This window comes from Flavobacterium sp. (assembly GCF_027483985.1).
Lineage (GTDB): Bacteria > Bacteroidota > Bacteroidia > Flavobacteriales > Flavobacteriaceae > Flavobacterium.
Genome location: NZ_JAIXTJ010000054.1, coordinates 1 through 20954 on the forward strand (window position 1 = coordinate 1; position 20954 = coordinate 20954).

At 31.8% G+C, this 20954-nt stretch carries 19 protein-coding genes; 15 read left to right on the forward strand and 4 right to left on the reverse strand.

Annotation, left to right across the window (positions count from 1 at the left end):
* Positions 1-12: 12 nt before the first annotated feature.
* Together pyrE and Q0050_RS13780 are read left to right on the forward strand one after the other, a co-directional pair.
* Positions 13-654, forward strand: coding sequence for an orotate phosphoribosyltransferase (gene pyrE, locus Q0050_RS13775; RefSeq protein WP_298397071.1), 642 nt, complete (start codon positions 13-15; stop codon positions 652-654).
* 81 nt (positions 655-735) lie between these two features.
* The gene (locus Q0050_RS13780) at positions 736-1128 is read left to right on the forward strand and encodes an SRPBCC family protein (RefSeq protein ID WP_298397024.1); all 393 of its coding nucleotides are present in this window, start codon (positions 736-738) and stop codon (positions 1126-1128) included.
* 80 nt (positions 1129-1208) lie between these two features.
* Here Q0050_RS13780 and Q0050_RS13785 read toward each other — a convergent pair whose 3' ends face one another.
* Positions 1209-1940, reverse strand: coding sequence for a biotin--[acetyl-CoA-carboxylase] ligase (locus Q0050_RS13785; protein WP_298397026.1), 732 nt, complete (start codon positions 1938-1940; stop codon positions 1209-1211).
* A gap of 93 nt (positions 1941-2033) precedes the next feature.
* On the opposite strand from Q0050_RS13785, the gene rsfS reads away from it, so the two are divergent.
* The 11 genes from rsfS to Q0050_RS13840 all read left to right on the forward strand — a co-directional run bounded on the left by rsfS (position 2034) and on the right by Q0050_RS13840 (position 14450).
* Positions 2034-2405: a ribosome silencing factor gene (rsfS, locus tag Q0050_RS13790; RefSeq protein WP_298397028.1), complete on the forward strand. Its 372-nt coding sequence runs from the start codon at positions 2034-2036 to the stop codon at positions 2403-2405.
* 14 nt (positions 2406-2419) lie between these two features.
* Positions 2420-4348 carry an ATP-dependent zinc metalloprotease FtsH gene (gene ftsH / locus Q0050_RS13795; protein WP_298397031.1) on the forward strand — a complete coding sequence of 643 codons (1929 nt, stop codon included), beginning with the start codon at positions 2420-2422 and terminating at the stop codon, positions 4346-4348.
* Positions 4349-4461: 113 nt separating this feature from the next.
* Positions 4462-5061: a lactate utilization protein B/C gene (locus Q0050_RS13800; protein WP_298397034.1), complete on the forward strand. Its 600-nt coding sequence runs from the start codon at positions 4462-4464 to the stop codon at positions 5059-5061.
* A gap of 1 nt (position 5062) precedes the next feature.
* Positions 5063-5923 carry a phosphatidate cytidylyltransferase gene (locus tag Q0050_RS13805; protein ID WP_298397037.1) on the forward strand — a complete coding sequence of 287 codons (861 nt, stop codon included), beginning with the start codon at positions 5063-5065 and terminating at the stop codon, positions 5921-5923.
* Positions 5913-6563, forward strand: a complete 651-nt coding sequence (locus tag Q0050_RS13810) for a phosphatidylserine decarboxylase family protein (protein WP_298397040.1) — start codon at positions 5913-5915, stop codon at positions 6561-6563. The genes Q0050_RS13805 and Q0050_RS13810 overlap by 11 nt, the downstream gene beginning before the upstream one ends.
* Positions 6564-6833 (forward strand): acyl-CoA-binding protein, encoded by a 270-nt coding sequence (locus Q0050_RS13815; RefSeq protein ID WP_298397043.1) that lies wholly within the window; start codon positions 6564-6566, stop codon positions 6831-6833.
* A gap of 146 nt (positions 6834-6979) precedes the next feature.
* Positions 6980-7750 (forward strand): superoxide dismutase, encoded by a 771-nt coding sequence (locus Q0050_RS13820; protein ID WP_298397046.1) that lies wholly within the window; start codon positions 6980-6982, stop codon positions 7748-7750.
* A gap of 207 nt (positions 7751-7957) precedes the next feature.
* Positions 7958-10282: a T9SS type A sorting domain-containing protein gene (locus Q0050_RS13825; protein ID WP_298397048.1), complete on the forward strand. Its 2325-nt coding sequence runs from the start codon at positions 7958-7960 to the stop codon at positions 10280-10282.
* A 209-nt stretch (positions 10283-10491) separates the two neighbouring features.
* Positions 10492-12735: a M20/M25/M40 family metallo-hydrolase gene (locus Q0050_RS13830; RefSeq protein WP_298397050.1), complete on the forward strand. Its 2244-nt coding sequence runs from the start codon at positions 10492-10494 to the stop codon at positions 12733-12735.
* 76 nt (positions 12736-12811) lie between these two features.
* The gene (locus Q0050_RS13835; RefSeq protein WP_298397053.1) at positions 12812-13498 is read left to right on the forward strand and encodes an SIMPL domain-containing protein; all 687 of its coding nucleotides are present in this window, start codon (positions 12812-12814) and stop codon (positions 13496-13498) included.
* 379 nt (positions 13499-13877) lie between these two features.
* Positions 13878-14450 (forward strand): hypothetical protein, encoded by a 573-nt coding sequence (locus tag Q0050_RS13840; protein ID WP_298397056.1) that lies wholly within the window; start codon positions 13878-13880, stop codon positions 14448-14450.
* 212 nt (positions 14451-14662) lie between these two features.
* Here the strand turns inward: Q0050_RS13840 and Q0050_RS13845 are convergent, their stop codons facing one another.
* Positions 14663-17293 (reverse strand): valine--tRNA ligase, encoded by a 2631-nt coding sequence (locus Q0050_RS13845; RefSeq protein WP_298397059.1) that lies wholly within the window; start codon positions 17291-17293, stop codon positions 14663-14665.
* Between the two features lie 305 nt (positions 17294-17598).
* Between Q0050_RS13845 and Q0050_RS13850 the strand changes: the two genes are divergently transcribed.
* Positions 17599-18033 carry a DUF1573 domain-containing protein gene (locus Q0050_RS13850; RefSeq protein ID WP_298397062.1) on the forward strand — a complete coding sequence of 145 codons (435 nt, stop codon included), beginning with the start codon at positions 17599-17601 and terminating at the stop codon, positions 18031-18033.
* Between the two features lie 34 nt (positions 18034-18067).
* Here Q0050_RS13850 and Q0050_RS13855 read toward each other — a convergent pair whose 3' ends face one another.
* Positions 18068-19399 (reverse strand): aspartyl protease family protein, encoded by a 1332-nt coding sequence (locus Q0050_RS13855; protein ID WP_298397065.1) that lies wholly within the window; start codon positions 19397-19399, stop codon positions 18068-18070.
* 105 nt (positions 19400-19504) lie between these two features.
* On the opposite strand from Q0050_RS13855, the gene Q0050_RS13860 reads away from it, so the two are divergent.
* Positions 19505-20701, forward strand: a complete 1197-nt coding sequence (locus tag Q0050_RS13860; protein ID WP_298397068.1) for a pyridoxal phosphate-dependent aminotransferase — start codon at positions 19505-19507, stop codon at positions 20699-20701.
* A gap of 94 nt (positions 20702-20795) precedes the next feature.
* Here Q0050_RS13860 and Q0050_RS13865 read toward each other — a convergent pair whose 3' ends face one another.
* Entirely contained in the window at positions 20796-20942 is a 147-nt protein-coding gene (locus Q0050_RS13865; protein ID WP_298397074.1) for a T9SS type B sorting domain-containing protein, read from the reverse strand.
* Positions 20943-20954 lie beyond the last annotated feature (12 nt).

Below are 20954 nucleotides of genomic sequence, written 5' to 3' on the forward strand. Positions count from 1 at the left end.
TACATTTGCAGTATGATTTTTAATAAAGAAACAGCCGAAAAAACAGCCGAATTGCTTTTACAAATAAATGCAATTAAATTGAATCCGTCAAATCCTTTTAAGTGGGCTTCGGGTTGGAATTCACCTATTTATTGCGATAATCGTCTAACGCTTTCATTTCCAGCGATAAGAAATTACATTCGCGATGAATTTTCTAAGCAAATAGAAGATATTTATGGCAAACCCGATGTGATAGCAGGTGTTGCGACCGGCGCTATTGGCATTGGCATACTTGTTGCTGAAGAGTTAGGATTGCCATTTGTTTACGTTAGACCAGAGCCAAAAAAGCACGGAAGACAAAATCAAGTGGAAGGTTTTTTACAAAAAGGTCAAAATGTTGTTGTAGTAGAAGATTTGATTTCAACAGGAACAAGCAGTTTGCTTGCTGTTGAAGCTTTAAAAGCAGCTGGAGCAAACGTAAAAGGAATGTTAGCCATTTTCTCTTACGGATTTGATGTAGCCGAAGAAAATTTCAAAAATGCGAATGTAAATTTGAATACGTTAAGCAACTACGAACATCTTTTAGAACTTGCTGTAGAAAAACAATACATCACTGAAAACGAACAAATTACCTTACAAGAATGGAGAAAAAGTCCATCGATTTGGGGTGTTTAAACAGTTATTAATTAATAGTTTATTGTTAATAGTTTTGAGCGAATAATAAACTATTAACAATTAACAACAAACAATAAATAAATGAACTTAGAAAGTCCAAAAGTTACTGTAGAAAAATCGGCTGAGTATTTGTACACTCAATTGTCTGATGTGAAAAATTTTGAAAAACTAATGCCTGAGAACATCGCTAAATTTGAAGTCCTTGGTGATGATATTTTCAATTTTGGTTTGAAAGGTATGCCAGAAATCAAATTGAGATTGAAAGAAGGTGTTCCACATTCTAAAGTGAATCTTGCTGCGGCAAGTGACAAACTTCCTTTTACATTAGTGGCAAGTATTGATGCAATTTCAGAAAATTCAAGCGAAGTAAAATTAAATTTTGATGGCGATTTTAATCCGATGATGGCAATGATGATCAAAGGTCCGATTACAAAATTCATTGAAACTTTAGCAGAAAATATGCATAAATTGTAAAGAAATTTCACAAGTCATAACATAAAAAAACCTCGTTTCTAATAAGTTACGAGGTTTTTATTTAAAGATAGATTTCGATGTTAATACAACATTTGAATTTCTTTTACACCAAACGATTTAACAGCATCATCTTCTAAAACTACTTCTAATTTTCCCTCATAATTTACTTTTTGAATAATGCCCATAAATTGATTTTTATTGCTGTCTTCAAAGGCAATTGGCGTATTTATTTTAAAGAGATTTTGATGGTATTTGTTCCACAGCACGTTTTGTTGATTGGCCACAAGAAAACTGCAATGCTTTTTTATTTCGAAAAACAATCGTTCTAACAAATCATTTAAATCAACTTCCTTCTTTAAAAAAGCACTCAAAGAATACGCTTTCGGTAGGTTTTCAAAATTCGTTTGATTTACATTCAAACCAATTCCGATGATGGATTCTATTGTATTGTCAGATTTAAAACTATTTTCAATTAAAATGCCACCAATTTTTTTATTTTCTGCCATAATGTCGTTGGGCCATTTTATCGAAAGTTTTGGCAAATTTAAAGGTTCTAATGTTTGATAAACCGCTAAAGCAATAGCAACATTCAAATGAAATATCGAGTCGATTTCGGTGATTACATCTTTTACCAAAATACTCATTATTAGATTTTTACCACTTTCAGTTTCCCAAGTTGAACCCATTTGTCCTTTACCTTTTGTTTGAGTTTTTGCTGTAACAACCGTAAAGTTTTCAAGAATTTGATTGCGCGACATATCCTTCAAAAAATCATTAGTAGAATCTATGGCATCGAGTTTGATTAAGTTCATAGGAATTATTTTTGTAAAACAGTATTTAAACTTATGTTAAGCATCAAAAATAATGACAAATTTTGATACCTTTGCAAATTATATAAAATTTAGATGGCAAAAAAGACAATAAGTACCGATGTTTTATTAACAAACATCATTAAAGGAATAGAAGAAGTAAAAGGAAATGATATTGAAATCCTTGATTTAAGAGAAATAGACACAGCTGTTTGCGATTATTTTGTTATTTGCAACGGATCTTCAAACACACAAGTTAATGCTATTGTTAACTCAGTTCAAAAAATTGTATCAAAAGAAATAAAAGATAAACCTTGGCACGTTGAAGGAACCGACAACGCCGAATGGGTATTGATGGATTATGTAAGCATAGTAGTGCACGTGTTTCAAAAAGAAATTCGTGAGTACTATAACATCGAAGGCCTTTGGGGTGATGCCAAGATCACATCGTTAGCAAACAAATTCTAAAAGCACTATAAATAATGTCAGAGAACAAAAAACCCAGCGGTTTAAAATTTAGTCCATGGTGGATATCAGGAGCGGTTATTTTTATGTTTATTGTTTTAAACATGCTAAGTGGCGCTTCGATGCAAGATCCTGCAAAAATTTCATCTTCAAAATTTGATGAACTTTTAAATAGCGGTCAAATTGAAAAAGTAATTATTTACAACAAGAATCAAGCAGAAGCTTTTCTTACAGCAAATGCATTAAAAGATAAAGCCAACAAAAAAGTGGCTACTGATGTTTTTGGGAATTCTAACAAAGGTCCACATTATGTGTTTGATCCAGGAAACGATGAACTTTTTCAAAACAAATTAGTTGCTGCTAGAAATCAGAAAAAGATTAAAGACTTCGATTTCCAAACTAAGAACGACTGGTCAGGCATTATTTTCCAAATTTTACCTTTCATTTTAATTATTGGTATTTGGATTTATTTGATGAGAAGAATGTCAGGTGGTGGCGCTGGTGGTGGCGGTGGTCAGATTTTTAATATTGGAAAATCAAGAGCTAAATTATTCGATGAAAAATCAGAAGTAAAAACTACTTTCAAAGACGTTGCCGGATTAGAAGGTGCCAAAGAAGAAGTTCAAGAAATAGTTGAATTCCTTAAAAACCCTGAAAAATATACCGTTTTAGGAGGAAAAATTCCAAAAGGTGCATTATTAGTTGGACCTCCAGGAACAGGAAAAACTTTATTAGCAAAAGCGGTAGCTGGTGAAGCTAAAGTTCCATTTTTCTCCCTTTCAGGATCTGATTTTGTTGAGATGTTTGTTGGAGTTGGTGCTTCTCGTGTAAGAGATTTGTTCAAACAAGCAAAAGAAAAATCGCCTGCAATCATCTTTATCGACGAAATTGATGCTGTTGGACGTGCAAGAGGCAAAAACAATATGTCGGGCGGAAACGATGAAAGAGAAAACACGTTAAACCAATTACTAACCGAAATGGATGGATTTGGTACTAATACACACGTAATTGTATTGGCAGCGACCAATAGAGCTGATGTTTTAGACAAGGCTTTAATGAGAGCTGGTCGTTTTGACAGACAAATTTATGTTGATTTACCAGACATTAGAGAACGTAAAGAAATTTTTGAAGTGCACTTAGCGCCTCTTAAAAAAGTAGAAGGTTTAGATACCGACTTTTTAGCAAAACAAACACCAGGATTTTCTGGTGCTGATATTGCTAATGTGTGTAACGAAGCTGCTTTAATTGCTGCTCGAAACAATAAAGCAGCTGTCGATAAACAAGACTTTTTAGATGCCGTTGACCGTATCGTTGGTGGATTAGAAAAGAAAAATAAAATTGTTACTCCTGAAGAAAAAAGAGCCATTGCAGTTCACGAAGCAGGACACGCTACAGTTAGCTGGATGCTAGAGCACGCTGCACCACTTATTAAAGTAACTATTGTTCCAAGAGGACAAAGCTTAGGTGCTGCTTGGTATTTGCCAGAAGAACGTTTAATTGTTCGTCCAGATCAAATGTTAGATGAAATGTGCGCTACAATGGGCGGACGTGCTGCTGAAAAAGTTATTTTTAATACGATTTCAACTGGTGCTTTATCTGATTTAGAAAAAGTTACTAAACAAGCACGTGCAATGGTAACTATTTATGGATTGAATGATAAATTAGGTAACGTTACCTATTATGATTCATCGGGACAAAGTGAGTACAATTTCAGCAAACCTTATTCTGAGGAAACAGCTATCACAATTGATAAAGAAATATCTACTTTGATTGAAAGTCAGTATGACCGCGCTATTCAAATTTTGAATGATAACAAAGATAAATTATTGCAACTAGCGGATATTTTAATTGAAAAAGAAGTGATTTTCAAAGACGATTTAGAAACTATTTTCGGAAAACGTCCTTATCAAAAAGACATCGAAGAAAACACAGAATTTACAGCTTAAACAGTCGTTAAACATAAAAAAATAAAAATCTTAATTCAAAAAATGCTTTTGAATTAAGATTTTTTTATCTTTGAAGGTTTTCAAATGATATTTAAAGAATTTTACACAATAATATGAGTCTTTTTAGAAAAATATTTGGTTCTAGTAATGACGCTTCCGATGAGGAAAACCAAAGTGAATATAACACTCCCAAACCATCCAATCTTCCAGTAGATGACCTTTTTACTTTCAATTTTAAGAAAAACGGAGGTAAATTTATTTATTGTGAAAACCTAAACGAGGTAAGAGAACAATTTGAAAATATTCTGGAAGAAAATGATTGGTTTGAAAGCGAAGCACTTTGTTTTGAACCTAAGTTATACAATCTTTTAGACGAAAATAAATTAAGTTATACCAATCCAACAGCACCAAAATTCTTATTTGCTAGCTGTGAAAATTTAATTGCCGACGAAGGTTCAGTTTTGTTTTCATCTAATCAAATCAAGCAGAAAAAACCTAATGAACTTCCTGATAACATTGTAATTTTAGCCACTACAAGCCAAATTTTAGAATCTAAAAGTGATGGTTTAAGAGGTATCAAGAAAAAATACGATAAGGACTATCCTACTAATATTACCACTATCAAATACTTCGAAAAAGTGCAAGATGAAGATTTCTTGACTTATGGTAGTTGTGCCAAAAATTTATACCTACTTCTTTTAGAAGATTTGTAAAATGAATGAAACTCTAAAACGAGGAATTTCAGGAGCTGTCTACATAATTTTATTGATAGCCTCTATCCTATTTTCAAAAGAAAGCTTTTTTGTTCTCTTTGGCGTTTTTTTAGCTATAACAATATTTGAATTTTGTTCTTTAATTCAAATAAATAAAATTGCACCCATCATTCTTGGTACATCACTTTATGTATCAATAATACTAGCCAATCATTACAAACAAAAATTAAACTTAGCCTTTGATATCAATTCTAAACAACTTAATCTTGTTTTATTGGTTATTACACTTGTTGTTTCAGTAAAATGTATTTTGTTTTTATTTTATGATCGAATTCAGAGCATTAGTAATTCTTCTAAATACTTATATTTATTAGGCTACATTATTCTTCCTTTTATTTTTATTACTGAAATATCTTTCGGAATTGACGATTATAATCCTAAAATCATTATTGGATTATTTATTTTGGTCTGGACCAATGATACTTTTGCTTACATTGTCGGTAAATCCATCGGTAAACACAAGCTTTTTGAGCGAATTTCGCCGAAAAAAACCATTGAAGGATTTTTAGGCGGTGTTGTATTTGCAATATTAGCTGGCGTTTTAATATCAAAATTTTACATAAAAGCTTCTCCACAATTCAGTTCAAAATCAATTCTTATTTGGGTTACAATAGCCATTTTAGTAAGTGTTATCGGAACAGTTGGCGATTTAATTGAATCAAAATTCAAGCGAATTGCTAATGTAAAAGACAGCGGAAAAATAATGCCTGGTCACGGTGGCATTTTAGATCGATTAGATAGTGTTATATTTGTAGCACCTTTTGTATTTTTGTTTTATCAAATTTTAAATTATGTTTCATAAAGAAGGCGGAAAAATCATTTTAATTTCAACAACATTATTTGTAGCATTGTTGTTATTAACTCCAATCTTAATTACAAATTTTTGGATTTTAAAAGTTGTTCAAATACTGTTGTTATTACTTTTAGTAACTGTTCTACAGTTTTTTAGAAATCCGAAAAGACCACTAGAAGTAAATGATTACAATATTATTGCTCCTGTTGACGGAAAAGTAGTAGTAATTGAAGAAGTATATGAACCTGAATATTTTAAGGATCAAAGATTGCAGGTTTCCATCTTTATGTCGCCTATAAACGTGCACGTAACTCGTTATGCCACAAGCGGTCGCGTAAGATATAGTAAATATCATCCTGGTAAATATCTTGTTGCGTGGCATCCAAAAGCTAGTACAGAAAACGAAAGAACTACCGTAGTAATTGAAAACAGAATTTTTGGTGAAATTATGTACCGACAAATTGCTGGTGCATTAGCAAAACGAATTGTTAACTACGCGGAAGAAGGAATGCAAGTTCGACAAGGTGACGATGCCGGATTTATAAAATTTGGTTCAAGAGTAGATATTTATTTACCAATAGGAACCAACGTAAACGTGAAGATTGGACAAAAAGCAGTAGGAAACCAAACTATAGTTGCGAGCAAATAAATGCAAGAAGATTTAGAACAACGCTTTGAAAATGCTGTTGCGTTAGCTAATACCATTACGCAAGCTGAACTTCCGCAAGATGTTCAATTGCGACTTTATGCGTTATACAAACAATCTACTCACGGAACTATCACTAACAGAGTTTATCCTGTTTATGACTTAAGAAATGCCTTTAAGATGAATGCTTGGATGCAAATAAGTCACCTTACACAAGAGGAATGCAAAGAATTATATATTGAAGCTATCAACGCTATTGTCAAAAATAAATAACTAATGAAATCGCCATTAATAACAAGTTTGTTTCGAACAATTGAAAATCATCGAACACCGATGGAAAAATTAAACAATTGTGAGGTAAACACCAATAAATACTACGCGATACCATATATGACCGCTAAAAAATGAATTTTACATATATGAAAAAAGTAATTTTAATTGTCTTAAGTACTGTATTTCTTCTTTCAATTGGTTCTTGTAAAAGAAAAAAGTATACTGAAGTTGTAGAAGTTCCTCTTCCTACCAAAGAAGAAAAAATGACTATTGGTTCGCCAGATGATGTTAAAGCCGACGAAGGTGCATTTGAATTGACCAAACTTACATATGGATATGATGCTTTAGCGCCGAATATTGATGCAATGACAATGGAACTCCATTATTCTAGACATTATTTGACCTATACTAACAATCTAAATAAAGCTTTGGTCGGAACCGAATTAGAGAGTCTTCCAATAGAGGAAATCTTTAAAAAATTAGACTTGAATAATGCTGACTTGCGCAATAATTTAGGTGGATATTACAACCATACTTTGTATTTTGATATAATGGCGCCAAAAGCAGGTGGAAATCCTACTGATACTTTAGCTACAGCTATTGATAAAGATTTTGGTTCATTTGAAAATTTTAAAATTCAATTTGAAGATGCTGCTACTAAACAATTTGGTTCAGGTTGGGCTTGGTTGATTGTTGATAAAGCTGGTAAACTTCAAGTAACAAGTACGCCGAATCAAGACAATCCGTTGATGCCACGAGCTGTGGTTGCTGGAACTCCAATCTTAGGAATTGATGTTTGGGAACACGCCTACTATTTGAATTATCAAAACAAGAGAAAAAAATATATTGATGCTTTTTTCAACGTTATAAATTGGAAAAAAGTACAAGAAAAATATGAAGAAGCTTTGAAAAAGTAAGTAAATAATCCCAAGATAATAACTTGGGATTTTTTGTTTTAAATCAGAATTATAAGACTAATTCATATTAAGTATTGGTATTACAACATCGAAAAAAAATGCCCAAATGATCTTCATTTTTAAAAGCCTTTTTTTTGATTATCAGCACTTAGTAATAGAATGTTTACATTTATTATTATATATTTGGAATCTAAAACCAAAAATTTTATGAAACATTTGTACTTTACACTACTTACTTTATTCTTTTTTGCGACTGCCAATGCTCAAATTGTAACTATTCCCGATGCCATTTTTAAAGCAAAACTGATTGCTGCTAGTGCAAGTAATCAAATTGCAACAAATTTATCGGGAACATATTTTAAAATTGATGCAAATAATGATGGACAAATACAAAACACAGAAGCATTAGCGGTTACCTATCTCGATGTGAGTTATAGTTCTATTTCAGATATGACAGGCATTCAAGCTTTTACAAATCTTCAAGGGTTACTATGCTATAACAACCAACTTACTGCCTTAAATTTACAAGGATTGACAAATCTTCAAGTGCTATATTGCCAATACAACCAACTTACTGCCTTAAATGTACAAGGATTGACAAATCTTCATACTTTACAATGCAATAACAACCAACTTCCTACCTTAAATGCAGAAGGATTGACAAATCTTCAAACTTTAAAGTGCTCTAACAACCAACTTACTACTTTAAATGTACAAGGATTGACAAATCTTCAATTTATAAATTGCTATAACAACCAACTTCCTACCTTAAATGTACAAGGATTGACAAATCTTGGATATTTAGCTTGTAGTTACAATCAACTTCCTACCTTAAATGTACAAGGATTGACAAATCTTCACACTTTACAATGCACTAACAACCAACTTCCTACCTTAAATGTACAAGGATTGACAAATCTTCAAGAGTTAAATTGCTTTGACAACCAACTTACTACCTTAAATGTACAAGGATTAACAAATCTTAATAATTTATATTGCCAAAACAACCAACTTACAAATTTATTTGTAAAAAATGGACGTAATGAAAATATTGTTTTTTCTGGAAACCCTAATATTACTTACATTTGCGCAGATGATAGTGAGATTACAAGCGTGCAAAATTTAGCAACAGGATATGGTTATACCAATTGTAATGTTAATGGCTATTGTAGCTTTACTCCTGGAGGTATGTTTTACACTATAAATGGCACCAATAAATATGATTCAAACACTAATGGTTGTGATGCTTTGGACATTTCTTTGCCAAATTTGAAATTCAATATAACCGATGGTATAGTTTCGGGTAGTATAATTACTAATACTTCAGGAAATTATGCAATTCCAGTCCAAGCAGGAACTTACACCATTACTCCTGTTTTAGAAAACCCAACTTTTTTTACTGTTGCTCCAGCTACTGCAACTGTTACTTTTCCAGCTACTGCAAGTCCGTTTTCTCAAAATTTTTGTATAATGCCAAATGGTGTTCATCACGATCTAGAAGTGGTTGTTATTTCGCTACTTCCTGCTCGTCCTGGTTTTGATGCAACTTATAAAATCAAATACAAAAACAAAGGAAACTTGAATGAAACAGCGACAGTCAATTTTAATTATAATGAGGCTATTTTAGATTATGTTTCTTCAAGTTTGGTACCTACTACGCAAGCAGTAGGAACACTTTCTTGGAATGTTGGTACCATTGCACCTTTTCAAACCGGTGAAATTATAGTAACATTAAATGTAAATTCTCCAATGGAAACACCAGCGGTTAATGGCGGCGATGTTTTAAGTTATACCGCAACAGCCAATGGTTTAACTACCGATGAAACGCCAGATGACAATACTTTTGCGTTAAGTCAAACTGTTTTTAATTCATTCGATCCCAACGACAAAACGTGTTTAGAAGGCGCAACTATTAACCCAAGTATGATTGGTAAATATGTGCATTATAAAATCCGTTTTGAAAACACTGGAACTTTTGCGGCTCAAAACATTGTGGTAAAAGATATGATAGATATTTCAAAATTTGATATTTCAAGTTTACAAATGATCGATGCTTCTCATAGTTGTACAACAAGAATAAACGGCAACAAAGTAGAATTCATTTTTGAAAACATCAATCTTCCTTTTGATGATGCCAATAATGATGGTTATGTGGTTTTTAAAATTAAAACAAAATCAACTTTAGTGGTTGGAAACACTATTAGCAATCAAGCAAATATCTATTTTGATTACAATTTTCCAATTATAACCAACACAGCAACTTCAACTTTTCAAGCATTGAATAATGATGCTTTTGTTTTTGAAAACGAGTTTGTTTTATACCCAAATCCTGCTAAAAATTTATTGCATATCGAAGTAAAAAACGAAATTGAAATATCGTCCATTTCAATTTATAATATGTTGGGACAAGTGGTTTTAACAACAACCAATCCTTCAAACACAATTGAGGTATCAAATTTAAAAACCGGTAACTATTTTATAAAAGTCACCACCGATAAAGGAACTGCTACTAGCAAATTCATAAAAGAATAAACCATTTTATAGCATAAGAAGCCTTTCAGAAATGAGAGGCTTTTTTGTTTTATACCAGAATTATAAGACAAATTCATATTAAGTATTGGTATCAGTATTCCCTTTACTAAGTTTTAAATAAACCTATATTTTATTGTAAACCACTAGAGTAAAAAAATCAATTTTACTATCTTTGCTAGTATTAAAAAAATTACTTTATCAAATTATATATGTATCTAAATATTTCAAAACTAAATTCTTTTGTTAAGTTCTTTTTTCTTCTGCTTTCTTTGCAAGCTGTTGGTCAAGAAAAAAACCTTAAAAATATTACAAAACTTACTTTTGGTGGCGATAACGCTGAGGCTTATTTTAGTCCAGATGGAAAAAACTTGACACTTCAAGTAACTAACAAACAATTTGGAGTGCAATGTGATCAAATTTATTCTTTGAATTTAACACAACCCATAACCGATTTTAATAGTTTAAAGCTGATTTCTACTGGAAAAGGACGAACCACTTGCTCCTATTTTATGCCCGATGGAAAACATATCATTTATGCCTCAACTCATACATCAAATGAAGCGTGTCCTGCTCCGCCAAAACCTAAAGACGGAAAATATCTTTGGGCAGTTTATCCGGAATTTGATATTTATATTGCCGATCTAAACGGAAAAATTGTAAAGCAATTAACTAATTCGCCAGGTTATGATGCCGAGGCTGTAGTTTCTCCTGACGGAAAAAAAATTGCCTTTACCTCTACTCGATCAGGTGATTTAGAATTGTGGACTATGGATATTGACGGAAGTAATTTGAAACAAGTAACTAATGGTTTGGGTTATGATGGCGGAAGCTTCTTTTCAAACGATAGCAAAAAATTAGTGTTCCGTTCCTCTAGACCAAAAACCGAGAAAGAAATAAAAGAATACAAAGATTTATTAGCAGAAAATGTAGTAGCGCCAACTGAAATGGAAATCTACACTTGTAATGTTGATGGAACTGACATCAAACAAGTAACTAATTTAGGTAAAGCCAATTGGGCACCATTTTTTCATCCATCAGACAAAAAAATTATCTTTTCATCTAATCATCATTCTACTCGTGGCTATGATTTTCAGTTGTACATGATTGATGTAGATGCAACAAATTTGAAACAAATAACTTGGGAAAGCGAATTTAACGCATTTCCGATGTTTTCGCCTGACGGAAAGAAATTAGTTTGGTCGAGTAATCGTCAACAAACTGCAGCTCGTGAAACTAACGTTTTCATTGCGGATTGGGTTGATAGTGACGAAACAGAAAATGTAAAACCAGAACTTCTAAAAAAGCATATTTCTTACTTAGCTTCCGATGAATTGAAAGGTCGCTTAACTGGTTCGATTGGTGAACAAAAAGCTGCTGATTATATTTCGGCACAATTTAAGGCTTTGGGTTTAAAACCTTATGATGGAAAAACCTATTTACAAAAATTCGATTATAAAGTTCGCTCGAATCCAAACGATTCTATTACAGATCAAAGCGAAACAAATAACGGTAGAAACGTAATTGCATATTTAGACAATAAAGCGACTAAAACTATTGTTATTGGAGCACATTATGACCATTTGGGTGTGAATGAGCACAACAATTCTACAAAACCAAATTCTAAAGGTGAAATTCACAATGGTGCTGATGACAATGCTTCTGGTGTTTCGGGAGTTTTGGAATTAGCTCGTATGTTATCAAAAAATAAAACTATAGAAAAAGCCAACTATATTTTTGCTTTATTTTCTGGTGAAGAAGACGGATTAATCGGTTCAAAATATATGGCAGAAACAATCAAAACAAAATATCCAAATGTTGTTGCGATGATTAATATGGACATGATTGGACGTTTGAACGACAAAAAAGAGCTGATTGTTGGTGGCGTTGGCACTTCTCCAGAGTTCAAAAAACTGGTAGAGAAAAACAAACCAGCTGGTTTTAATGTAACTACGGAAGATAGCGGCATTGGACCAACCGATCATACTTCGTTTTATTTAAAAGATATTTCGGTATTAAATTTCTTTACAGGAACGCATGGCGATTACCACAAACCAAGTGATGATACCGATAAAATTAATTTCAATGGTGTAAAAAACATTGTAGAATTTGTTTTTAGAATCGCTAATGATGTAGCTGATTTAGACAAAGTAGAATTTACTAAAACAAAAGCCAATGCCGGAAAAACAAGACCAAAATACAAAGTAACGATGGGAATTATGCCGGATTACTCAGAGCATCCTGATGGTTTACATGTAGATGGCGTAACAGAAAACAGACCTGCACAAAATGCTGGTATTAAAGAAGGCGATGTCATCACAAAAATTGGAACCACAACCATCAAAGACGTTTATAACTATATGGAAGCTTTAGGCAAAATCAATCCAGGTGACGAACTAGAAGTTACTTATGTTAGAGATGGCGAAACTAAAGTTACCAAAGTGAAATTTGAGTAATCATAAATAATTGTTATAAATTATATCCTAAGTTTTTTGCTTAGGATTTTTTTTTAGTTTTGAAAAAACTAATACCATGAAAAATACATTTTTATTCTTAGCAATTTTATTTTCTTATGTACTTTCTGCTCAGAATGATTTAATATTCAAAGAAAAAGATACAAAACCATTCATTGAAGTTAATGGAACTGCTGAAAAAGAAGTAATGCCTGACCGAATTTATATTGCAATTACTTTAACTGAAAAAAGCACAAATGATAAAGACGATAGTATTCAAAAACAAGAAGAAAATCTTAGAAAAGGTTTAGCAGAAACTGGTGTTGATTTGAAAGAATTATTTTTGTCAGATGCAGTTTCTGAAATTACAACTTACAAGAAAAGAGAAACTGGAATAAAACTATCAAGAGAATATACTTTAATAGTAAAAAATGCAGATGAAGTTAAAAAGGTATTCAAAAAGTTAAGTGATATGAATATTAAAGAAGCTATTATCTCAAAAACAGAATCTTCTGAAATTGAAAAATATCGAAAAGAAGTTAGAATTGCTGCTATAAAAGTAGCCAAAGAAAAAGCTACTTACCTACTTCAAGCGATTGGTGAGGAATTAGGTAAACCATTAGAAATAAAAGAATTAGATTTAAATTCATTTAGATTTAGTAATACGTCCTCAAACATGATTATAAAAGATAATGTAAACGTTGAAACAAATTTTGAAAAAATACTTGTTCGCTTTTCTTATTATATTAAGTATTCTGTTAAGTAAATGCTTACTCAAAAAACTATTTCATCCTCAATTGTTAATTCGATTGAGGATTTTTTTTATATGTAGCTTATTTAAAAGTAATGGAATTACGTTCACAATACTCTATTTTATTTTAAACAGTGTATTAATCTTTGAAAAAATAATATTAAAAAAGATGATTCGAATTTGCGGTTCTAAGTTATATTACGTCTAAATAAGAAGAATATTTTAGAAACATAATTCAAGAGCGAATTCTCTATAAACCTAACTTATACTATATTATATTGATTTTCAATACACTAAATAAAATTATGTAAGAAAATTGATAGCATAGTACTATTTTTCTTGCAAATTAAAAATATTAATCTTACTTTTATATTAAACATAAAATCATCAAATCATGAAGAAAATTTTACTATTATTGGCGTTAGTGCCAACAGCATTTTTTGCACAAGAAGAATCTACCAAAGAAAAAGCAACTTTATCGGCAAATTTCAACGTTTCTGAACCTACGGTTGTAGGTTTGAGTTTAGAATTACCTTATGAGATTAAAAAAGACGACGAAATAAGCACAAAAAAAAGAAAAAAGTATGCTAAATCAGCAGTTTTTAATTTAAGTTATGCAACAATGTGTTACGGAAGTAATAATGATTTAACAGGTCAAGGATTTGAAATTCAAGCTGGTTCTAGAACTTATTTTAATGAACAAAATCATGAGAAATTTTACTATGAAAGTTTCTTGAGCTATGGAAGTGTAAAATATGATGAAACTTTTTTCAACGGAACTTACAGTTATTGGTCATTAATTGATGGAAATATTGGTTACAAGCTAAAAATTGCTAAAGGTTTTTATGTTGATCCGTCAGCAGGTTTTAACTGGAAATGGGAAGTTAAAGGAAAAGGAGCTGTTGATAACAAAAATATCGACAATTTAATATACCGTTTTGGAGTGAAACTAGGATTTCAATTTTAGTATAAGAATATAAAAATTGGGGAGTTATTTTAGACTGAAACCAAAAGTTTAGAAAAATTTGTAATCAAATAATTATTCTGAAGAAGTTTAAAACACTATGAATATTGTTTAATAAGTCAGACCAAGATCTTTGGATGTACTTATCTAACCCTTACTAATACATTCCTGAAAAAACAACTAAAAAAAAGTCCTGATTTCTCAGGACTTTTCTATTATTTTAAACCAGCAATACTTTGTTCTATGGTGGCTATTTTGGCTAAAGCGTCGGCTTCTTTTTTGCGTTCCATTTCTAATACTTTTTCTGGTGCGCCGTTTACAAACTTCTCGTTAGATAACTTAGCTTGTACCGATTTTAAGAATCCTTTGGTGTAGTTTAACTCTTCGGTTAATTTAGCTACTTCGGCTTGAACATCAATATTTCCGGTGATTGGAATAAAGTATTCGTTAGATTTAACTCTATACGACAAAGCACCATCTACTTTATCGGTAATGTATTCTAAAGCAACTACATTTCCTAATTTCATTATTACGGCATCAAAATAAGTTGAGGCATTTTCGTTATTCAGTACTTTCAAGTCGATAACATCTTTAAACGGAATGTTCTTGTCTTTTCTAATAGTTCTAATTCCGGAGATTACCTCAGTAGCAAAATCGAAATCGGCTATTAATTTTTCATCATATGGTTTTGCTTTTGGCCATTCTGAAACAATTAAAGCTTGTTCTGGAGTTCTATCAGCAATGTGTTGCCAAATTTCCTCTGTTAAAAACGGCATAAACGGATGCAATAACTTCAAGTTGTTTTCCAACATTTCTATCGCTTTGTCAAACGTTGCTTTGTCAATTGGTTGTTGGTAAGCTGGTTTTATCATTTCTAAAAACCACGAACAAAAATCGTCCCAAACCAATTTATAAATACCCATCAAAGCATCAGAAATTCTGTATTTATCAAAGTTCTCTTCTATTTCGGTTAAGGTTCTTTGCAACTTAGTTTCATACCATTCGATAGCAACTTTAGACGATTCTGGTTGCGGAATTGAATCCGAAACTTCCCATCCTTTAATCAATTTGAAAGCATTCCATATTTTGTTAGAAAATGCTTTTCCTTGGTTGCACAATTCTTCATCAAACATAATGTCGTTTCCTGCAGAAGCACTTAAAAGCAATCCAACACGAACACCATCAGCACCAAATTTCTCAATTAACTCTAATGGTTCAGGAGAATTTCCTAATGATTTCGACATCTTACGACGTTGTTTATCACGAACCAAACCTGTCAAATATACATTAGTGAAAGGCTTTTCGCCAGCATATTCGTAACCTGCAATAATCATTCTCGCAACCCAGAAAAATAAAATATCTGGACCAGTTACTAAATCATTTGTAGGATAATAATATTTATAATCTTCATTTTCTGGATCAAGAATGCCACCAAAAACTGCTATTGGCCATAACCACGACGAAAACCATGTATCTAACGCATCAGCATCTTGTTTTAAGTCGTTTATAGTTAATTGTTTATTGTTTGTAGCTTTTTGTGCCAAAACTAAAGCCTCTTCAATATTTTTAGCAACTACGAAGTCTTCTTTTCCATCACCATAGAAATAAGCCGGAATTTGTTGTCCCCACCAAAGTTGACGAGAAATGTTCCAATCGCGAATGTTTTCTAACCAATGTTTGTAGGTATTATTGAAACGTGATGGATATAATTTTACTTCTTCGGTTTCTAGAACGGCTTTAATGGCAGGTTTTACTAACTCTTCCATGCTTAAAAACCACTGGTCAGATAATCTTGGTTCGATTACAGCCTTGGTTCTTTCAGAAGTTCCTACTTTATTTAAATGCGTTTCGGTTTTAGCTAAAGCACCAATGGTTTCTAGTTCTTTTGCAATTTCTTCACGAACTACAAAACGATCTTTACCTTGATAATGTAATCCGAATGAATTTAGAGAAGCATCTTCATTAAAAATATCGATAATTTCTAAATTGTGTTTTTCACCTAACGTTTTATCATTCATATCGTGCGCTGGAGTCACTTTTAAACATCCAGTTCCGAATTCGATATCAACATATTCATCCTCAATAATGGGAATAACTCGTCCTGCAATTGGAATGATGGCTTTTTTACCTTTCAAATGAGTGAAACGTTCGTCGATTGGATTGATACAAATAGCTGTGTCTCCAAAAATCGTTTCAGGACGCGTTGTGGCAACGGTTAAAAAGTCTTCTGAACCTTCAATTTTATATTTTAAGAAATATAATTTTCCTTGACGTTCTTCAAAAATTACTTCTTCGTCAGATAAAGTTGTTTTGGCTTCTGGATCCCAATTTACCATTCGATAGCCACGATAAATCAATCCTTTGTTGTATAAATCTACAAATGAATGTATTACTGATGCTGACATGTCGTCATCCATTGTGAATTTGGTTCTACTCCAATCGCAAGAACAACCTAATTGTTTTAATTGTTCTAGAATGGTTCCACCATATTTATTGGTCCAATCCCAAGCGTGTTTTAGGAATTCTTCACGTGTCAAATCGTTTTTGTTGATTCCTTCGCTTTTAAGTTTAGCAACAACTTTAGCCTCGGTTGCGATAGAAGCATGATCAGTTCCTGGAACCCAACATGCATTGAAGCCTTTAAGGCGCGCACGGCGAATCAATACATCTTGAATAGTATTGTTCAACATGTGTCCCATGTGCAAAACTCCAGTCACGTTTGGTGGCGGAATAACGATGGTATAAGGTGTTCTATGGTCGGGTTTGGATGTAAAATAGTCATTTTTCATCCAGTAGTCATACCATTTTTGTTCTACTTCTTTGGCGTTGAATTGTGCAGGAATCATATAATTTTAGATTTCAGATTTTAGATTTCAGATTTAAACTGAAAGTGTTTTATAAAATTAACAAAAGTACAATACAAAAACTTTTTAGCCCTGATTGGAGAAGTTACCTTGTAACTCGGAAAGCAGGAATATGGAATACTGATAAATCCCAAGCTATTCGCTTCTAATGAAACTTGGTACGTTTTTTGTAAATACTATTGCAAAAGTAAGTAATAAGTAGTTTTATAAAAAATTAAGAATTAAAATTTTGCTTATTAATTTAAAGTCGTAATTTTACTAAACCAAAGAATTAAAAATTTAAGAGAATGAAAAAGATATTATTTGTTGCATTTGTTATGATAAACAGTGTAGCGTTTGCTCAAAGTGGTGCTAAAATTGTGTTCAAAGACAAGGATAATACAATTGATTATGGCACTGTTACTAAAGATACTGATGATGGTGTGAGAAAATTTGAATTCACAAATACTGGAGATCAACCATTAATCATAAAGAATGTGCAATCTACTTGCGGATGTACTGTTCCAAGTAAACCCACAGATGCTATTATGCCAGGAAAATCAGACTTTATCACTGTAAAATACAATATGAATCCTGGACCAATAAGAAAAACAATTACAGTCGAAACTAATGCTGTCAATGCTGAAAGCGGTATGGTTTCATTAAAAATAAAGGGTGAAGTGATTGTTAAAAAAGAAGTCAACCCATTGGAAAAGAAACAAAGTTTGATGGAGAAATCATAAAACTAAAACGTCCGCTATATGCGGACGTTTTTTTTTATAAAATATTTTTTAATTGGATTTTAAATTTAAAAATCTGTCCATTTCTACTGATTTCAAATTCGATTATTTTACCTTCTTCTGATTTAAGAAGATCATTTATTTTTTCAAGTGAGAAATTATAGGCGTTTATCGCATTAATTTTAATAATGGTATCTTCCTTTTTAAGTCCTGCCAAAGCTGCAGGAGAATCTTTTCTGACATTAGAAATAATATAGACGGGTTTTAATTCAAACTTGTATTTTAGATTATTAGCAATTTTATTTCCAGAAGCGTCAAATAAGTTATTACTGACAACAGGATTATCTTCAAAACTTTCAGGAATCCACTGTAATCCTTGATGTTGGACCTCAATTCCTGACATATTAAAATTGAATAAATCATTGTAGCTACTATTTTTCTTCAAATAAATAAATCCTTTAGCATAATCATAGATAGTGGTACATCTACGCATTACCTCATTTCCTACTGAACCCAAACGTCCTTCAATTTTTTCAACATCGCTTGTAGCAATACTATCAGGAAAAGCCACAATTGGATTATTAAAAATAAAATCACCAATTGCTATTGATGGAATTCTACCTCTTTTTCCGAAAATATCACCACTAAAACCTCGACCTAAATAATCATCAATATACTTATTTGGAATCACAATATTTTTATCCTTTTGTTTGAAAAACCAAAAAGCGTCGGTGTTTCCGGTATCAATCAAAAGCATTGATTTTAAAACAGGTTTATCAGTAGTAAAAAATGAATTTGCGTTTATATAAGGTTTGCCTTGTAATAACTTAATCGAAAATGAACTGTAATTTTTTGTGACCTCTTTTAATTGATTGACATTAGGATTATAGATAATTATTTTCTTTGCTGTGTAATCAATTTTGATTAAATTATCTTTAAAAAATTTATTACCAATTATGCCATTAACTGGGATTCCTACTTGGGAAGAGATATTAATTTCTTGATCTAAAACAAGATAAATGGTGTGATTTTGATCTACGAAATTTTTAATTTTCAAATTATTATTTTCAGATTTGTAAGCTTCAAATGCATTATTCGTTCCAAAACCGCGTATTTTAACTTTCTCGACTTTAGAAAAACTAACTTCTTCTGTATCATCAATACTAAAAAGTATGGTTTCTTCTACTCCTGTATCAAGCATAAAATTTAGAGTGACACCATTTACCTCAATAGGAATGATGATAAGGTTATTTATAAATTGAAAAGGAAGCGTAATCTTTTTCTTATTGCTTTTAAACTCAAAACCCGTTTGTCCACTAATAGTAAAAGAAAGAAAAAAAAGTACAATCGAAAGTAATTTAAACTTCATCTAATAATAATTTTCATAAAATTAATACAATTTTATTGTTCAAAATTGATTTTTAACTAGAATTACAATAAAAAATTGCAAATTTGCATAACTAAATTTTCAATCATGCCTAAAGTATCAAATAAAGGAAAACAAATGCCCGAATCACCAATTAGAAAGTTGGTGCCGTATGCAGATATTGCAAAGAAAAAAGGGAACAAAGTATACCATTTAAATATTGGTCAACCCGATATTAAAACGCCAGAAGTTGCGCTTAATGCTATTAAAAACAACGATATTTCAGTTTTGGAATACAGTCATTCTGCTGGTTTTGAAAGTTACAGAAATAAACTTTCAACCTACTACAAAAATCATGGTTTACCAATAGATGTTCAAGATATTATCATTACAACTGGAGGTTCAGAGGCTTTATTATTTGCTATGGGAAGTACAATGGATGTAGATGACGAAATTATTATTCCAGAACCTTTTTATGCAAACTATAACGGATTTTCAACCGCTTCAGGAGCAAAGGTAGTTCCTGTTATTTCTACAATTGATGATGGCTTTGCTTTACCTCCAATTGCAGCTTTTGAAAAATTAATTACTTCTAAAACTAAAGCTATCTTAATTTGCAATCCAGGAAATCCAACTGGATATTTATATTCAAAAGAAGAAATTCAACAATTAGCTGATATTGTTAAAAAGCACGATTTGTTTTTAATTGCAGATGAAGTTTACCGCGAGTTCATTTATGACGAAAATGACAAACATTATTCGGTAATGAATATTCCTGGAATTGAAGAAAATGCAATTATGATTGATTCTGTTTCTAAACGCTACAGTATGTGTGGCGCAAGAATTGGTTGCATAGTTTCTAAAAATAAAGATTTAATGGCTACGGCAATGAAGTTTGCACAAGCACGATTAAGTCCGCCAACATTTGCTCAAATAGCCAGTGAAGCGGCTTTGGATACACCACAAAGTTATTTTACTGAAGTCATTGAAGAATACAAAGACAGAAGAGATACACTTGTAGCCGAATTAAATAAAATTGAAGGTGTAAAAGTAGCAACTCCAAAAGGTGCATTTTATTGTATAGCGCAATTACCTGTAGACAATGCTGATGATTTTGCTCAGTGGATATTAGAATCTTATGATAACAATGGCGAAACAGTTATGATTGCTCCAGCAGCAGGATTTTATTCAACACCGAATGTTGGATTGAATGAAGTTAGAATTGCTTATGTTTTGAAAAAAGAAGATTTAATTCGTTCAGTGCAAATTTTAAATGATGCCTTGAAAGTTTATAATTCTAAATAATTTATAAAATTTAAAACTCCTCAAAATGAGGAGTTTTTTTTGCAACATAGTCAAAAAAAAAAGATTCCATAATGGAATCTTTTTTTATTTATTCTTATCGTTTCAAAGCAAAATGGGCTTTAAATTGTTTGATTACACCAGCTTCTGGATATTCAACAGTGAACCAGTAATCCGTTGAAGGCATTAGGTTTCCGTTGTAAGTTCCATCCCAACCTTTGCTTGCTGGACTGATTTGTTTCATTAATTTTCCGAA

What these genes read in the sequence shown, in the direction of transcription:
- Q0050_RS13810 (WP_298397040.1), top strand. Translation starts at nt 5,913, where the DNA reads ATGTTTCATAAAGAAGGCGGAAAAATCATTTTAATTTCAACAACATTA.
- Q0050_RS13830 (WP_298397050.1), top strand. Translation starts at nt 10,492, where the DNA reads ATGTATCTAAATATTTCAAAACTAAATTCTTTTGTTAAGTTCTTTTTT.
- Q0050_RS13815 (WP_298397043.1), top strand. Translation starts at nt 6,564, where the DNA reads ATGCAAGAAGATTTAGAACAACGCTTTGAAAATGCTGTTGCGTTAGCT.
- Q0050_RS13825 (WP_298397048.1), top strand. Translation starts at nt 7,958, where the DNA reads ATGAAACATTTGTACTTTACACTACTTACTTTATTCTTTTTTGCGACT.
- ftsH (WP_298397031.1), top strand. Translation starts at nt 2,420, where the DNA reads ATGTCAGAGAACAAAAAACCCAGCGGTTTAAAATTTAGTCCATGGTGG.
- Q0050_RS13805 (WP_298397037.1), top strand. Translation starts at nt 5,063, where the DNA reads ATGAATGAAACTCTAAAACGAGGAATTTCAGGAGCTGTCTACATAATT.
- Q0050_RS13840 (WP_298397056.1), top strand. Translation starts at nt 13,878, where the DNA reads ATGAAGAAAATTTTACTATTATTGGCGTTAGTGCCAACAGCATTTTTT.
- Q0050_RS13820 (WP_298397046.1), top strand. Translation starts at nt 6,980, where the DNA reads ATGAAAAAAGTAATTTTAATTGTCTTAAGTACTGTATTTCTTCTTTCA.
- Q0050_RS13800 (WP_298397034.1), top strand. Translation starts at nt 4,462, where the DNA reads ATGAGTCTTTTTAGAAAAATATTTGGTTCTAGTAATGACGCTTCCGAT.
- Q0050_RS13850 (WP_298397062.1), top strand. Translation starts at nt 17,599, where the DNA reads ATGAAAAAGATATTATTTGTTGCATTTGTTATGATAAACAGTGTAGCG.
- Q0050_RS13845 (WP_298397059.1), bottom strand. Translation starts at nt 17,293, where the DNA reads ATGATTCCTGCACAATTCAACGCCAAAGAAGTAGAACAAAAATGGTAT.
- Q0050_RS13780 (WP_298397024.1), top strand. Translation starts at nt 736, where the DNA reads ATGAACTTAGAAAGTCCAAAAGTTACTGTAGAAAAATCGGCTGAGTAT.
- Q0050_RS13835 (WP_298397053.1), top strand. Translation starts at nt 12,812, where the DNA reads ATGAAAAATACATTTTTATTCTTAGCAATTTTATTTTCTTATGTACTT.
- rsfS (WP_298397028.1), top strand. Translation starts at nt 2,034, where the DNA reads ATGGCAAAAAAGACAATAAGTACCGATGTTTTATTAACAAACATCATT.
- Q0050_RS13855 (WP_298397065.1), bottom strand. Translation starts at nt 19,399, where the DNA reads ATGAAGTTTAAATTACTTTCGATTGTACTTTTTTTTCTTTCTTTTACT.
- Q0050_RS13865 (WP_298397074.1), bottom strand. Translation starts at nt 20,942, where the DNA reads ATGAAACAAATCAGTCCAGCAAGCAAAGGTTGGGATGGAACTTACAAC.
- Q0050_RS13785 (WP_298397026.1), bottom strand. Translation starts at nt 1,940, where the DNA reads ATGAACTTAATCAAACTCGATGCCATAGATTCTACTAATGATTTTTTG.
- pyrE (WP_298397071.1), top strand. Translation starts at nt 13, where the DNA reads ATGATTTTTAATAAAGAAACAGCCGAAAAAACAGCCGAATTGCTTTTA.
- Q0050_RS13860 (WP_298397068.1), top strand. Translation starts at nt 19,505, where the DNA reads ATGCCTAAAGTATCAAATAAAGGAAAACAAATGCCCGAATCACCAATT.